This window comes from Enterobacter sp. GD03975 (assembly GCF_029838645.1).
Lineage (GTDB): Bacteria > Pseudomonadota > Gammaproteobacteria > Enterobacterales > Enterobacteriaceae > Enterobacter > Enterobacter quasihormaechei.
In genome coordinates this window covers 392951-408626 of the sequence record NZ_JAOBZC010000003.1, presented here as the reverse complement: position 1 = coordinate 408626, position 15676 = coordinate 392951, and the positions used below count along the sequence as shown (strand labels likewise).

Below are 15676 nucleotides of genomic sequence, written 5' to 3'. Positions count from 1 at the left end.
TCTCCTCAGGCGATACGGGCGAGCGGGGGATCCAGCGCGTCGCAGAAATCATTGACGTTACTGACCCAGCCAAAAAAGGTTTCGATATTGAACAGGGCGGCTTTCTGGGCGAAATCCGGTCCGGCCTGATGCGTGGCGTCTTCCAGCACCACGCCAAAATACTCGAGGAAAAAGCCGTCGCGCAGGGTCGACTCCACGCACACGTTGGTGGCAATGCCCGTAAAGACCAGATGACGAATGCCCCGGCTGCGCAGCAGGCTGTCGAGCGGGGTATTGAAAAAGCCGCTGTAGCGCGGTTTCGGCAGCACGATATCGCCAGCTTTCGGTACCAGCTCATCCACCAGCTGATAATCCCAGCCGCCTTTTGCCAGCAGCGTGCCCTGGAGTTCGGGCCGTTTGCGCATGGTTTTCAGGGCGTTGGATTTGTGGAAGTTGGGTGAGCCGGGGCCGCCGGCTTCGACGTAATGGTCGTCCCAGCCGTTCTGGAACCAGACGATGAGCATGCCCGCCGCGCGCGCGGCGGCGACGGCGGTTTTGATGTTCTCGATCACCGGCCGCGTGGCGGAGACGTCAAACCCTGCCAGATCGAGATAACCGCCTTTGCTGGCATAGGCGTTTTGCATGTCCACCACGATAAGCGCGCTCTGCTGCGGCGCAAAGGTGATGGCTTCCGGGCGAGCGTTTAACGTCGTCATTACGCCACCTCCTTTGTGACGGCAGGGATGTGGGCGCGGCACTGCATCAGCGGCTGAATGCGCTCGCCGAAGGTTTCCACGCCGCTAAGAAAATCATCGAAGGTCAGCAGCACGCCTTCCGCGCCGGGCACGGCAGCCACTTCGTCGAGCATTCTGGCGACGCTGGCATACGAGCCCACCAGGGTGCCCATGTTGATATTGACGGCGGAGGTCGGGTCGGCCATCTGGCGCACGTTGGTGTCCGAACCGGAGCGAGTGTCTTTCTGGCTCTGCTCGGTAAGCCAGCTCAGCGCGTCGTCGTCAGCGCCGTCCTTGTACCGCTCCCATTTGGCGCGTGCGGCGTCGTCGGTTTCGTCGGCAATGACCATGAACAGCACGTAGGAGCCCACGTCGCGCCCGGTTTTGTCGGCGGCCTCTTTCATCCGCGCGGCGGTCGGGGCGAAGGCGGCAGGGGTGTTAACGCCTTTGCCGAAGCAGAAGTTGAAGTCAGCATATTTCGCGGAAAATTCCATCCCCGCGTCGCTCTGCCCGGCGCAGATCACCTTCATCGGTACTGACGGCTGCGGGCTGACGCGGCAGTCGTTCATGGTGAAGAAGTCGCCTTTGAAGTCGCTTTTGCCGGTGCCCCACAGATCGCGCAGCACCTGTACGTATTCGGTCAGGTAGTCGTAGCGGCGGGAGAAGTAATCATCCCCCGGCCAGAGCCCCATCTGCTCGTACTCCGGCTTTTGCCAGCCGGTGACCAGGTTAACGCCAAAGCGTCCGCCGGAGATGGAGTCAATGGTGGAGGCCATCCGCGCCACGATCGCCGGGGGCAGGGTGAGAGTGGCGGCGGTGGCGTAAATCTGGATGCGGGAGGTTACCGCCGCCAGGCCCGCCATCAGGGTAAAGGACTCCAGGTTGTGGTCCCAGAATTCGGTCTTGCCGCCGAAACCGCGCAGCTTAATCATCGAGAGCGCAAAATCGAAATGGTAGTGTTCCGCCTTCTGCACGATGGCTTTGTTTAGCTCAAAGGTCGGCATGTACTGCGGGGCAGTGGTCGAGATAAGCCAGCCGTTGTTGCCGATCGGTACAAATACGCCAATTTTCATCACGAACCTCTCTTCATTACGTCGCAGGTGTAACGGCGTTTTTGCAAAGGAAGTGCCAGTTTTGAAATCTGCTTTGTTATTAATGTGTTAACTATTGGTTGATTAACTGGGTGCTAAAAATGTGGACTGACTGGTCAAAAACATTGCACAGAAAACAGGCGCTCATGCGCGATGGGAGTGCAGAAGGTCGTGGCGAGGCGGGGGTTTTGCTATGCTGAGCGCAGGAAAGAAAATGGAGAGCGGAAATGACACAAGGCGCAGTGAAAACACCCGGAAAACGTTCGCAGGCGGTGAGCGCCAAGAAACAGGCGATCCTCAGCGCCGCGCTGGAGACCTTTTCGCAGTTTGGTATTCACGGCACGCGCCTTGAGCAGGTGGCCGAGCAGGCCGGGGTCTCCAAGACCAATCTGCTCTACTACTACCCGTCGAAAGAGGCGCTGTATGTGGCGGTGATGCAGCAGATCCTCGATATCTGGCTCGCGCCGCTCAAGGCATTTCGCGAAGAGCTGGCCCCGCTGGTGGCGATCGAGGAGTACATACGCCTGAAGCTGGAGGTGTCGCGTGATTATCCGCAGGCATCCAGGCTGTTCTGTCTGGAGATGTTACAGGGCGCGCCGCTGTTGCAGGCGGAACTGACCGGCGATTTAAAGCAGCTGGTGGACGATAAGTCGGCCATTATTGCCGGATGGGTCGCCAGCGGAAAGCTGGCACCGGTCGACCCGCAGCACCTGATCTTTATGATCTGGGCCGCTACCCAGCATTACGCTGACTTCGCGGCCCAGGTTGAGGCGGTGACCGGTAAAACGCTTCAGGACGAGGCATTTTTCCAGAGCACCCTCGAAAACGTGCAGCGGATGATTATCGAAGGGATCCGCGTGCGTTAATTGCCCGGCGGGAGAGGGCAGCTTAGATCGCCCTCTTCACACTGCATCAGCGAGGCCAGAAACGCTTCACGCTCCACGGTTTTCTCCGCCAGGCACTGGTTTACAATCATTGGCTGAACGCTCCCGCCTTCCGTGCCCGAACCGATAAACGCGCAGTCCGCGTCGCGCAGGCTAATCCACGCCTGCTGCGCCTTTTTCAGCAGGTCGCGCTGGGGTGCTGCCGCCCGCTTGATGGCGGCCTGATACGTCTCGTTAAGCTTTTTATCGGCGGCCTGATACTGCTGCGCGCTACAGGTGTTCAGTTCAAGCTGCGTAGTGGCGTTGTCGCACTCGTTGGCCAGCGCGCTGGTGCTGAGCAACAGTGCTGCCCCTGCGAGAAATACTCTTTTCATCATCCCCTCCATGTAAAAAAGCCGGATGCGCTGTGCTTATCCGGCCTGCGGTTATTGTGTAGCCCCGGTAAGCGTAGCGCCACCGGGGAGTTTACACGATTATCCGATTGTCATCAGGCTGGCGTTACCGCCCGCCGCCGCCGTGTTGACGCTGAGAGAACGTTCAACGTACAGGCGCTCCAGCAGCAGGTTGGTTTCCCCGCGGGCGAAGCCCTGCACCGAAACAATCGCGCCGCTGCGGGCCGCGACCTGCTCACACAATTCGCGCAGCTGGTCGGAATCACCGTGGTAGATCACCGCGTCAAACGGCTGGGTCAACAGGGCGTCAGCCTTGGCAAAGCGAATGCGCACCGAGACCGCTTTTGGCAGCTGTTTGGCGAGGTCGCGATGCAGGTCATCTTCCGGCCACAGCACCTCACAGCCCGTTGCCGTCGCGGCAGCCAGCTGCACCAGCGCGTCCTGCTCGTTATCCGCCACGCACAGCACGCGCTCGCGCGGCATCAGCGTCCAGGTGTTGCGCTCGCCGGTAGGGCCCGGCAGCAGACGCTGCGTACCGGCCTGTGCCAGCTCGCCGTACTGCTGCGCAATCGCATGCAGTTCAGGACGGTTATCAGCCCACTTAATCAGCGCGTCCAGCGGCTGGGTCAGCACGGCTTTCACCTGCGCGTCCACCGGATATTCAGCGTCCTGACGCGCCAGCGTCACGCCCAGCGCATTTTCCGGACGGTTTGCCAGCAGACGGTACAGATAGAGCGGACCGCCCGCTTTCGGACCCGTACCGGAAAGACCTTCGCCGCCGAACGGCTGTACGCCCACGACTGCGCCAACCATGTTACGGTTGACGTACAGGTTGCCCACTTTGGCATTGCCGGTCACCTGGGCAATGGTTTCGTCGATACGGGTATGCACGCCGAGCGTCAGGCCGTAACCCGAAGCGTTAATCTGATCGATAAGCGCGTTGAGGTTGTTACGGCTGTAGCGCACCACGTGCAGCACTGGGCCGAAGACCTCTTTTTTCAGCTCGTCGAAGCTTGCCAGCTCGATAAGCGTAGGCGGCACGAAGGTGCCGGTCTGCCACTCGCGGGCATCTTCACCGTTCTCGCGCACCGCCTGGAACACCGGACGGCCTTTGGCACGCATGGTCTGAATGTGGTTTTCAATGTTGGCTTTGGCTTCCGCGTCGATCACCGGCCCGATGTCGGTGGTGAGACGGCCCGGGTTGCCCATACGGCATTCCGCCATTGCGCCGCGCAGCATCTTCAGGGTGTGGTCAGCCACGTCATCCTGTAAGCACAGCACGCGCAGGGCGGAACAGCGCTGGCCTGCGCTGTCGAAGGCGGAGGCCAGCACGTCAACAACCACCTGTTCGGTCAGCGCCGAGGAGTCCACGATCATGGCGTTCATGCCGCCAGTTTCGGCGATCAGCGGGGTCGGACGGCCCTGTGCATCCAGACGGGTAGCAATGTTGCGTTGCAGCAGGGACGCCACTTCGGTCGAACCGGTAAACATCACGCCGCGCACGCGGTTATCGGAGGTCAGTTTGGCACCCACCGTTTCACCGCGCCCCGGCAACAGTTGCACCACGCCCGCCGGTACGCCCGCTTCCAGCAGAATGTTAATGCCCTGAGCGGCAATCAGCGGGGTTTGCTCCGCCGGTTTCGCCAGCACGCTGTTGCCTGCGGCTAGGGCCGCGGCAATCTGGCCGGTGAAGATTGCCAGCGGGAAGTTCCACGGGCTGATACAGACCACCGGACCGAGCGGGCGGTGCGTTTCGTTGTCGAAATCATCACGCACCTGACCGGCGTAGTAGTGCAGGAAGTCGACCGCCTCACGCACCTCGGCGATGGCGTTGCTGAAGGTTTTCCCCGCCTCACGCACCAGAATGCCGATGAGCGACTGCATCTGATCTTCCATCAGCACCGCGGCACGTTCCAGAATAGCGGCACGCTCCTGCGGCGGGGTGGCAAACCAGATTGGCGCGTTATTCACCGCGCTCTCCAGCGCCTGTTCCACTTCCGCTTCCGTGGCTTCGCGCACGTAGCCGACGATATCCTTCGGCTCTGCCGGGTTGATCACCGGCTGCATTTCACCGTCCTCAACGGACTGCTCAAGGATCGGTTTGGCCTGCCATTTCTGCAATGCGCTGTTGAGCAGGGCAGAAGAGAGCGAGGCCAGGCGGTGTTCGTTCGCCAGATCCAGGCCCGCCGAGTTGACGCGGCCCGCGCCGTACAGCTCGCGCGGCAGGGCAATTTTCGGATGCGGCAGACCAATCTGGCCTTCCTGCGCCGCCAGCTTCTCTACGGCCTGTACCGGATCGGCCACCAGTTCGTCGAGCGGCAGCGTGGTGTCGGCAATCCGGTTAACGAAGGAGGTGTTCGCCCCGTTCTCCAGCAGACGACGCACCAGGTACGCCAGCAGGGTTTCGTGGGTGCCCACCGGGGCATAGATACGGCACGGACGGTTCAGCTTGCCGTCGGCCACTTTCCCTGTCACCTGTTCGTAGAGCGGCTCACCCATGCCGTGCAGGCACTGGAACTCGTACTGGCCCGGATAGTAGTTCTGTCCCGCCAGGCTGTAAATGGCCGCCAGGGTGTGGGCGTTGTGGGTGGCGAACTGCGGATAAATCAGGTTCGGCACGCCGAGCAGTTTTTTCGCACAGGCGAGGTAAGAGACGTCGGTGTACACCTTGCGGGTATAGACCGGATAACCTTCCAGCCCTTCCATCTGGGCGCGTTTGATTTCGCTGTCCCAGTAGGCGCCTTTCACCAGGCGGATCATCAGGCGGCGACGGCTGCGGCTGGCCAGGTCAATCAGGTAATCAATGACGAACGGGCAGCGTTTCTGGTAGGCCTGGATAACGAAACCAATCCCGTTCCAGCCCGCCAGCTCCGGCTCGAAGCACAGTTTTTCCAGCAGATCGAGGGAGATCTCCAGACGGTCAGCCTCTTCGGCGTCGATGTTGATGCCGATGTCGTACTGACGCGCCAGCAGGGTCAGGGATTTCAGGCGCGGATAGAGTTCTTCCATCACCCGGTCATACTGCGCACGGCTGTAGCGCGGGTGCAGGGCAGAAAGCTTAATGGAGATGCCCGGACCTTCATAAATACCGCGGCCGTTAGACGCTTTACCGATGGCGTGGATCGCCTGCTGGTAAGAGACCATGTAGGCCTGCGCGTCGGGGGCGGTCAGCGCCGCTTCACCCAGCATGTCGTAGGAGTAGCGGAAACCTTTGTCTTCCAGCTTGCGGGCGTTCGCCAGCGCTTCAGCAATGGTTTCGCCGGTGACGAACTGCTCGCCCATCAGGCGCATCGCCATGTCCACGCCCTTGCGGATCAGCGGCTCGCCGCGCTTGCCGATAATACGGTTCAGCGAGCGTGACAGGTTGGCTTCATTATGGGTAGAAACCAGCTTGCCGGTAAACAGCAGGCCCCAGGTGGCGGCGTTAACGAACAGCGACGGGCTGCGGCCAATGTGGGACTGCCAGTTGCCGTTGCTGATTTTGTCGCGGATCAGCGCGTCGCGGGTGGCTTTATCCGGAATACGCAGCAGCGCTTCTGCCAGACACATTAGCGCCACGCCTTCCTGAGAGGAGAGAGAGAACTCCTGCAACAGGCCCTGCACCATGCCGGCGCGTCCGCTGGCGGTTTTCTGGTTGCGCAGCCTGTCGGCGAGCTGATACGCCAGGCTGTGCGCCTGAGCGGCCACGGCTTCCGGCAGGCGCGCCTGCTCCAGCAGCATCGGCACGGCGTCGGTTTCGGCACGGCGGTAGGCGCCGGTAATGGCGGCACGGCTGACGGACTGCGGCAGGATCTGCTCGGCGAAGTCGAGGAAGGGCTGGTGGTTCTCTTCAACGGCCGTTACGGCCTCTTCGCTTTCGTTCGCTGCGCCCGCCAGCAGGGCAGGCAGCTCCGGCAGGCCGTCTTCACTCTCCAGTCTTTCCAGATAGTTAAAAATCGCCTGCTTGATTAACCAGTGCGGTGTGCGGTCGATGCGGGTCGCAGCGGTTTTAATCCGTTCGCGGGTAGCGTCATCCAGCTTAACCCCCATGGTGGTCATCCCCATGCCAAAACTCCTGTTGTTCTGTAATAGCGTTCTGTTGATAGCGTGAAATATCCACCATGTTGCAACTTTGTGCAACCGTGTTAAATGTGACCTGGGCTGCAAGCTGGAAAATGAATGGATTGTTAACGATTAGTTAGCTGAGAAAAAGAACGCGCAGCGGTTTGCGAAGCCAGTTTTTATGCGGTGCTTAACACTTTTTAAAGGTGCAACCCGTAAAAGCGTGAGCGAGTGCAACCTATAGGAAAGACGTATAAAACCAGGGATGAAATTCATGTAAATGCAGTGTTAAATCGTTTGTCAGTGGGAAGCGTATACGGCAGGATAGCGCGCCCAACGGAAACACATACACACATCACTACGTTCCGGTGATGACATAACAAGGCAACCCGGACGGTTGTCGCTCGACATTTTGGAGAATTTGAATGGCTATTAGCACACCGATGCTGGTGACATTTCTCGTTTATATTTTTGGCATGATCCTGATAGGGTTTTTGGCATGGCGTTCTACTAAAAACTTTGACGACTACATCCTTGGCGGGCGCAGCTTAGGCCCAATGGTCACCGCGCTCTCTGCGGGCGCATCCGACATGAGCGGCTGGCTGCTGATGGGGCTGCCGGGCGCGATTTTCATCTCCGGTATCTCCGAAAGCTGGATCGCCATCGGCCTGACCGTTGGCGCGTGGATCAACTGGAAGCTGGTGGCAGGCCGTCTGCGCGTGCATACCGAAGCCAACAACAACGCCCTGACGCTGCCGGACTACTTCACCGGGCGCTTTGAGGATAACAGCCGCGTTCTGCGTATTATCTCTGCGGTGGTGATCCTGTTGTTCTTCACCATCTACTGCGCCTCCGGCATCGTGGCGGGCGCACGCCTGTTCGAAAGCACCTTCGGCATGAGCTACGAAACGGCGCTGTGGGCCGGTGCGGCGGCGACCATCCTTTATACCTTCGTGGGCGGGTTCCTGGCGGTAAGCTGGACCGACACCGTGCAGGCGAGCCTGATGATTTTCGCCCTGATCCTGACCCCGGTGATTGTCATTTTCACCGTCGGCGGCTTTGGCGAATCGCTGGAAGTGATCAAGCAGAAGAGCATTGAAAACGTCGATATGCTGAAAGGGCTGGACTTCGTGGCCATCGTCTCCCTGATGGGCTGGGGCCTGGGCTACTTCGGTCAGCCGCACATTCTGGCGCGCTTTATGGCGGCGGATTCTCACCATACCATCGTTCACGCGCGTCGCATCAGCATGACGTGGATGATCCTGTGTCTGGCGGGCGCGTGCGCGGTTGGCTTCTTCGGCATTGCGTACTTTAACAACAACCCGGCGCAGGCGGGCGCGGTGAACCAGAACGCCGAGCGCGTGTTCATCGAGCTGGCGCAGATCCTGTTCAACCCGTGGATTGCCGGTATCCTGCTCTCCGCGATCCTGGCGGCGGTGATGTCCACCCTGAGCTGCCAGCTGCTGGTGTGCTCCAGCGCCATTACGGAAGACCTGTACAAAGCATTCCTGCGTAAGGGCGCGAGCCAGAAAGAGCTGGTGTGGGTAGGGCGCTTTATGGTGCTGCTGGTGGCGCTGATTGCCATTGCGCTGGCGGCTAACCCGGAAAACCGCGTGCTGGGGCTGGTAAGCTACGCCTGGGCGGGCTTTGGCGCCGCGTTTGGTCCGGTGGTGCTGTTCTCCGTGCTGTGGTCACGCATGACCCGCAACGGCGCGCTGGCGGGGATGATCATCGGTGCGGTGACCGTCATCGTCTGGAAACAGTTCGCGTGGCTGGGCCTGTACGAAATCATCCCGGGCTTCATCTTCGGCAGCCTCGGTATCGTGGTGTTCAGCCTGCTGGGTAAAGCGCCGTCTGCCTCTATGCAGAAACGCTTTGCGGAAGCGGATGCGCACTATCACTCTGCACCGCCAACGAAGCTTCAGGCTGAGTAATTTTCCCCTCACCCTAACCCTCTCCCCAAAGGGGAGAGGGGACAGACCGTTCACCCGTTCGAGATGAGAATGATGATTAAAACAGGGTTGATGATGGCAGCATTACTGCTGCTGGCGGGGTGTAACGCTCCCACGCAGCATGCGGCGGTGGAGACCTGCAAAGCGGATAACCAGATGCAGCAGACTACGCTCTATTTTGGCTTGAATCGCCCGGCGGGGGCGCAGATTACCGGCAGCGAGTGGCAGCAGTTTGTTGACCAGGACGTGACGCCGCGTTTTCGCGATGGCTTAACGGTGGTCGATGCCCGCGGGCAGTGGCTGGGGAACGACGGAAAAGTGGCGCGTGAACCCAGCAAATCGTTAATGCTCATCCACGGTAAAGACGCGCAGAGCGAGAAGAACATCGAAGCGTTGCGCGGGATCTATAAGTCTCGTTTCGCGCAGGAATCGGTGATGCGGGTCGACCAGCCGGTGTGCGTGCAGTTTTAATGAAAACGGCGGGAATTCCCGCCGTTGTTGTTTTGTAGGCCGGGTAAGCGAAGCGCCACCCGGCATTGCATCAGAGCACCAACCCCGCAAAGCTCGCCGACAGCAGGCTCACCAGCGTCGCACCGTATACCAGGCGCAGACCAAACCGCGACACCACGTTACCCTGTTGCTCGTTCAGGCCTTTTATTGCCCCCGCTACAATGCCAATCGAGGCGAAGTTAGCAAAAGACACCAGGAACACGGACAAAATACCCAGACCGCGCGGGGACATTTGATGGGCTATTTTTTGCAGCTCAATCATCGCCACAAATTCATTCGCCACCAGTTTCGTTGCCATAATACTCCCCGCGTTTAAGGCATCGCTCAATGGAATACCGATAAGCCACGCCAGCGGATAAAATACGTAACCCAGGATCTGCTGGAAGCTCATGCCAAATACGCTGGAGAAAAGGGCATTAACGGCGCTAATAAGAGCGATAAAGCCAATCAGCATCGCCAGAATAATCATCGCCACCTTAAAGCCCGCCAGAATATATTCGCCCAGCATTTCAAAGAAGCTCTGGGATTCATGCAGCTTTTCCAGTTTGATATCGGGTTCGGCTTCCGGGCGGGCCGGGTTAATGACCGAAAGAACAATAAAGGTGCTGAACATGTTCAGGATCAGCGCCGCGACGACAAATTTGGCGTCGAGCATGGTCATGTAGGCGCCAACAATCGACAGCGAAACCGTCGACATCGCCGTTGCGGCCATCGTAAACAGGCGACGCGAGGAGAGATCGCCCAGCACACCCTTATAAGCAATGAAGTTTTCAGACTGACCGAGGATCAGCGAGCTCACCGCGTTGAAGGATTCCAGCTTGCCCATGCCGTTGAGCTTGGACAGGAGCGTTCCGATAACGCGAATAAAAATCGGCAGAATACGCCAGTGCTGAAGAATACCAATCAGTGCCGAGATAAAAATAATAGGGCAGAGTACACCCAGGAAAATGAACGCCAGCCCTTTTTCACCCATCCCGCCAAAGACAAAATTCGTCCCTTCGGCAGCGAATTTAAGCAGAGACTCAAAGAAACCTGAGACATATTTAATAATGAACAGGCCGCTTTGCGCATGCAAAAAAAAGAATGCCAGCACGATTTCAATCACAATCAGCTGCAATACAAAACGAATACGAATTTTTCGGCGGTCGAAACTCACCAGCCAGGCAAGCGCAAGAATAATCACCAGCGCCAGCAGGAAATGAACAATTTTAAACATGGGTTATTTTCAGTTGGTTTTCGAGGCGGACATTTAGCCACAGCCCCGGTTAACCGTAAATGGGCATTTTCGTTATACCTTATAAACGTAACGGTTACTCAGGCAATTATTACTCCGCAATGCGTTTACATCTGGTCATCAAAACTCCATATATTTCGCTTGTTTTTCTTTGTGCCGTAATGATAATCACTATCACTAGGATTTACGTTTCTTTGCATCAGTTGACCGCGATAAACATTTAAGGTGTCGGCATGTTTGTTCCTTTTCTCATTATGTTACGTGAAGGCCTTGAAGCGGCCCTTATCGTGAGCCTTATCGCCAGTTATCTTAAGCGCACCCAGCGCGGTCGCTGGATCGGCGTGATGTGGGTTGGCGTTTTCCTTGCCGCGGCGCTGTGCCTGGGGCTGGGTATTCTTATCAACGAAACCACCGGTGAATTTCCTCAGAAAGAACAAGAGCTTTTTGAAGGCATTGTCGCCGTAATAGCCGTGGTGATCCTCACCTGGATGGTGTTCTGGATGCGCAAAGTCTCCCGTAACGTGAAGGTGCAGCTGGAGCAGGCGGTGGATAACGCCCTGCATAAAGGCAACCACCACGGCTGGGCGCTGATCCTGATGGTCTTTTTCGCCGTGGCGCGTGAGGGTCTGGAGTCCGTTTTCTTCCTGCTCGCGGCGTTTCAGCAGGACGTGGGCATCTGGCCGCCGTTGGGCGCGATGCTCGGGCTGGCTACGGCGGTTGTGCTTGGCTTCCTGCTCTACTGGGGCGGCATTCGGCTTAACCTGGGCGCGTTCTTCAAGTGGACCAGCCTGTTTATTCTGCTGGTGGCCGCGGGCCTGGCGGCAGGGGCGATCCGCGCCTTCCACGAGGCGGGCCTGTGGAACCATTTCCAGGACGTGGCGTTCGATCTCAGTAACGTTCTGTCCACCCATTCGCTGACCGGCACCCTGCTTGAAGGGATCTTCGGCTACCAGGAAACGCCGACCGTCAGCGAAGTGGCAGTGTACTTTATCTATCTGGTTCCGGCGCTGATCCTGTTCGCTATGCCGCCGCGTACCGGCTCGCAGGCGTCGCGCGTTGCGCCGTAAGTGGTGTATTAGTTACAACATACTTTTAAGGGAAGAGTCATGACCAGTCAGTTCCGTCGTAGTGCGTCAGGCGCAGGCATTGCCGCGCTGTTCGTGTCTGCCTTCGCCGCTCAGGCAGCAGATATTCCGCAGGTAAAAGTCACCGTCAACGATAAACAGTGCGAGCCGATGACCATTACGGTTAACAGCGGTAAAACTCAGTTTATTATTCAGAACCACAGCCAGAAGGCGCTGGAGTGGGAGATCCTGAAAGGCGTGATGGTGGTGGAAGAGCGCGAAAATATCGCGCCGGGCTTCAGCCAGAAGATGACCGCCAATCTACAGCCGGGCGAATATGATATGACCTGCGGCCTGCTGACGAACCCGAAAGGTAAGCTGATCGTCAAAGGCGCAGCGACGGCAGACGCGGCCAAAGGCACGGCGCTGTTAAGCCTTGGCGACGCCATTACCGCCTATAAAGCTTACGTCACTAAAGAGACGGCGGACCTGGTGGCGGGTACCCAAGCCTTTACCGACGCGGTGAAAGCGGGCGATATCGAAAAAGCGAAATCGCTTTATGCACCTACCCGTCAGCACTACGAGCGCATTGAGCCGATTGCCGAGCTGTTCTCCGATCTCGACGGCAGCATTGATGCCCGCGAAGACGACTACGAGCAGAAGGCCGCCGATCCGAAATTCACCGGCTTCCACCGTCTGGAAAAAGCGCTGTTTGGCGATAACGCCACCAAAGGAATGGAGAAATATGCCGCTCAGCTGAACACCGACGTGCTGGAGCTGCAAAAGCGCATCAGCGAGCTGGCCTTCCCGCCGTCGAAAGTGGTGGGCGGCGCGGCGGGCCTGATTGAAGAAGTGGCCGCAAGCAAAATCAGCGGTGAGGAAGATCGCTACAGCCACACCGACCTGTGGGACTTCCAGGCGAACGTTGACGGCGCGCAGAATATTGTCGATCTGCTGCGTCCTCAGCTGCAAAAAGAGAACGGCGAGCTGCTGGCGAAAGTGGATGCCAACTTCAAAAAGGTCGATACCATCCTGGCGAAGTACCGCACCAAAGACGGGTTCGAAACCTACGACAAGCTGACCGAAGCCGACCGTAACGCGCTGAAAGGCCCGATTACAACGCTGGCGGAAGATCTCTCCCTGCTGCGCGGCGTTCTGGGTCTGGATTAAGCACGATGAACAAGCATGACGAGTACGACGTCGCTGAACCTTCCCGGCGTCGGTTGTTAAAAGGGGTAGGGGCGCTGGGCGGCGCGTTTGCCCTGGCAGGTGGCTGCCCGGTGGCGCACGCGGCAAAACCGCAAAGCGCGCCCGGCACGCTGTCGCCGGATGCGCGCAGGGAGACGCAGCCGTTTTATGGCGAGCACCAGGCAGGGATTTTGACGCCGCAGCAGGCCTCGATGATGCTGGTGGCTTTCGATTCGCTGGCGAGCGATAAGGCCGACCTGGAGCGTCTGTTCAGGCTGCTGACCACGCGCATTGCCTTCCTCACCGCGGGCGGTCCGGCGCCGGAAACACCGAATCCGCGCCTGCCACCGATGGATTCCGGGATCCTTGGGGCGTTCATTGCTCCCGATAACCTGACCATCACCGTGTCGGTGGGGGAATCGCTGTTCGATGACCGCTACGGCCTGGCAAAGCAGAAGCCGAAAGCGCTGCAAAAAATGACCCGTTTCCCGAATGACTCTCTCGACGCGGCGCTGTGTCACGGCGATGTGCTGTTGCAGATTTGCGCCAATACCCAGGATACGGTGATCCACGCCCTGCGCGATATCATCAAGCACACTCCGGATCTGCTCAGCGTGCGCTGGAAGCGGGAAGGATTTATCTCTGACCACGCCGCGCGCAGTAAAGGTAAAGAGACGCCGGTGAACCTGCTGGGCTTCAAAGACGGCACTGCCAACCCGGACAGCAGCAATGCCGCGCTGATGAAAAACGTGGTCTGGGTGACGGCGGATCAGGGCGAACCGGCCTGGGCCGTGGGCGGCAGCTACCAGGCGGTGCGCATTATCCAGTTCCACGTGGAGTTCTGGGACCGCACGCCGCTGAAAGAGCAGCAGACGATTTTCGGTCGCGATAAGCAAACCGGGGCGCCGCTCGGCATGAAGCATGAGCACGATGAACCCGACTACGCGCGCGATCCAAACGGCGATGTCATCGCCCTGGACAGCCATATTCGTCTCGCCAATCCTCGCACCCGGGAGACGCAATCCAGCCTGATGATGCGAAGGGGTTACAGCTACTCGCTGGGTGTGACCCACTCCGGTCAGCTTGATATGGGGCTGCTGTTTGTCTGCTATCAGCATGACCTGGAAAAAGGATTTCTCACCGTACAGAAGCGGCTGAACGGCGAAGCGCTGGAGGAGTACATTAAGCCCATCGGCGGTGGCTACTTCTTTGCTCTGCCCGGAGCGCGTGACGCGAACGCCTGGCTCGCTCAGGGTCTGATAGAAGCCTGATAATCGTCCCTGCGACAGTTCGCGGGGACATTATTTTTTTCCTGGACTATCTTATTGTTATATTTCTGTAATATTTCTATATGAGACTGATTTTCCATGTAGGGGCAGTCTGAAAAGTTGCATTCAGGTAAAATAAATGTTGCATTTATGATAATCCCTGATGTACTTAAGAGAAGACAGCGGTAGTTCCCGGCAGTGATGTTACTCACTATGGAGATCGCGAATGGTTGCGTCCTGTACTGGACAAGGTAAACACAACAACCGCAGTACCCGGCGCGGAGGCTCAGACTCCGGCAGCGATTTCCTCACCACTAAATTCTCTCCTTCACCTCAAGAACCTGTTTCGACCGACGTGCATAGCGGTGCGCGTAGCCGTTCTGTATCGTCATCCGGTAATGCAAGCAATGGCTTACAAGGAAGCCAACCCTCTGATGTTCGTGCGCATAATCGTGCCGATGCTGGCGCGTGTGATGAATACCAACAACTCAAGGTGCTATCCATGGGAAGACAAAAAGCAGTGATCAAAGCTCGTCGTGAAGCAAAACGTGTGCTGAGACGGGATTCACGTAGCCATAAACAGCGTGAAGAAGAATCGGTCACCTCGCTTGTGCAGATGAGCGGCGTTGAATCCATTGGCATGGCGCGGGACAGCCGCGACGCATCGCCAATTGTGGCGCGCAATGAGGCTCAGGCGCACTACCTGAATGCTATCGAGAGTAAACAGCTCATCTTTGCAACCGGTGAAGCCGGATGCGGGAAAACCTGGATCAGTGCCGCCAAAGCGGCGGAGGCGCTGATTCATAAGGACGTGGAAAGGATCATCGTTACCCGTCCGGTACTGCAAGCTGATGAAGATCTGGGCTTCCTGCCCGGCGATATTTCGGAGAAGTTTGCCCCATACTTCAGGCCCGTCTATGACGTGCTGGTGAAGCGGCTGGGCGCTTCCTTTATGCAGTACTGCCTGCGACCAGAGATTGGCAAGGTGGAAATCGCGCCGTTCGCCTATATGCGCGGACGTACATTTGAAAATGCGGTCGTTATTCTCGACGAGGCTCAGAATGTGACCGCTGCGCAAATGAAGATGTTTTTAACGCGCCTCGGGGAGAACGTGACGGTGATCGTCAATGGTGATATTACCCAGTGTGACCTGCCGTCGGGCGTGAAGTCCGGCCTCAGCGATGCCATGTCACGTTTTGCGGAAGATGAAATGATTGGGGTGGTCCGCTTCACAAAAGAAGACTGCGTCCGCTCAGCGCTGTGTCAACGCACGCTGGAAGTCTATTCCGATTAAGATCATTCTTTTAAGCCATTTCTTCCCGGCGTCATGCCGGGAAGC

At 58.1% G+C, this 15676-nt stretch carries 12 protein-coding genes; 7 read left to right on the top strand and 5 right to left on the bottom strand.

The features are described 5' to 3' along the window. Positions 1–5: 5 nt before the first annotated feature. The gene (gene rutB / locus N5C09_RS08310) at positions 6–695 is read right to left on the bottom strand and encodes a pyrimidine utilization protein B (protein ID WP_279748841.1); all 690 of its coding nucleotides are present in this window, start codon (positions 693–695) and stop codon (positions 6–8) included. Next, entirely contained in the window at positions 695–1786 is a 1092-nt protein-coding gene (gene rutA / locus N5C09_RS08305; protein WP_193032954.1) for a pyrimidine utilization protein A, read from the bottom strand. Before rutA ends, rutB begins: the two co-directional genes overlap by 1 nt. Before the next feature lie 245 nt (positions 1787–2031). On the opposite strand from rutA, the gene rutR reads away from it, so the two are divergent. Then, a complete protein-coding gene (gene rutR, locus N5C09_RS08300) occupies positions 2032–2670 on the top strand; it encodes an HTH-type transcriptional regulator RutR (RefSeq protein WP_023315786.1) in 639 nt (212 codons plus the stop codon). On the opposite strand, the gene N5C09_RS08295 is transcribed toward rutR, so the two are convergent. Both N5C09_RS08295 and putA read right to left on the bottom strand, forming a co-directional pair. Next, entirely contained in the window at positions 2667–3062 is a 396-nt protein-coding gene (locus tag N5C09_RS08295; RefSeq protein ID WP_063866323.1) for a lysozyme inhibitor LprI family protein, read from the bottom strand. The two genes, rutR and N5C09_RS08295, sit on opposite strands and share 4 nt — an antisense overlap. 99 nt (positions 3063–3161) lie before the next feature. Beyond that, on the bottom strand, positions 3162–7124 hold the full coding sequence (putA, locus tag N5C09_RS08290) for a trifunctional transcriptional regulator/proline dehydrogenase/L-glutamate gamma-semialdehyde dehydrogenase (protein WP_279748840.1): 3963 nt from the start codon (positions 7122–7124) through the stop codon (positions 3162–3164). A 422-nt stretch (positions 7125–7546) separates the two neighbouring features. On the opposite strand from putA, the gene putP reads away from it, so the two are divergent. Together putP and N5C09_RS08280 are read left to right on the top strand one after the other, a co-directional pair. Then, on the top strand, positions 7547–9055 hold the full coding sequence (gene putP / locus N5C09_RS08285) for a sodium/proline symporter PutP (protein WP_279748838.1): 1509 nt from the start codon (positions 7547–7549) through the stop codon (positions 9053–9055). A 69-nt stretch (positions 9056–9124) separates the two neighbouring features. Beyond that, positions 9125–9544, top strand: coding sequence for a DUF3574 domain-containing protein (locus tag N5C09_RS08280; RefSeq protein WP_279748837.1), 420 nt, complete (start codon positions 9125–9127; stop codon positions 9542–9544). Positions 9545–9614: 70 nt separating this feature from the next. Here N5C09_RS08280 and N5C09_RS08275 read toward each other — a convergent pair whose 3' ends face one another. Continuing rightward, complete coding sequence (locus N5C09_RS08275) at positions 9615–10799, bottom strand: nucleoside transporter C-terminal domain-containing protein (RefSeq protein ID WP_193527856.1); 1185 nt, start codon at positions 10797–10799, stop codon at positions 9615–9617. Positions 10800–11050: 251 nt separating this feature from the next. Here N5C09_RS08275 and efeU point away from each other — a divergent pair, with 251 nt between their 5' ends. The 4 genes from efeU to phoH all read left to right on the top strand — a co-directional run bounded on the left by efeU (position 11051) and on the right by phoH (position 15631). Beyond that, the gene (efeU, locus tag N5C09_RS08270) at positions 11051–11884 is read left to right on the top strand and encodes an iron uptake transporter permease EfeU (RefSeq protein ID WP_279748836.1); all 834 of its coding nucleotides are present in this window, start codon (positions 11051–11053) and stop codon (positions 11882–11884) included. Between the two features lie 39 nt (positions 11885–11923). After that, entirely contained in the window at positions 11924–13051 is a 1128-nt protein-coding gene (gene efeO / locus N5C09_RS08265) for an iron uptake system protein EfeO (RefSeq protein ID WP_279748835.1), read from the top strand. Between the two features lie 5 nt (positions 13052–13056). After that, positions 13057–14340 (top strand): iron uptake transporter deferrochelatase/peroxidase subunit, encoded by a 1284-nt coding sequence (gene efeB, locus N5C09_RS08260; RefSeq protein WP_279748833.1) that lies wholly within the window; start codon positions 13057–13059, stop codon positions 14338–14340. 499 nt (positions 14341–14839) lie between these two features. After that, entirely contained in the window at positions 14840–15631 is a 792-nt protein-coding gene (gene phoH, locus N5C09_RS08255) for a phosphate starvation-inducible protein PhoH (RefSeq protein ID WP_172807014.1), read from the top strand. Positions 15632–15676 lie beyond the last annotated feature (45 nt).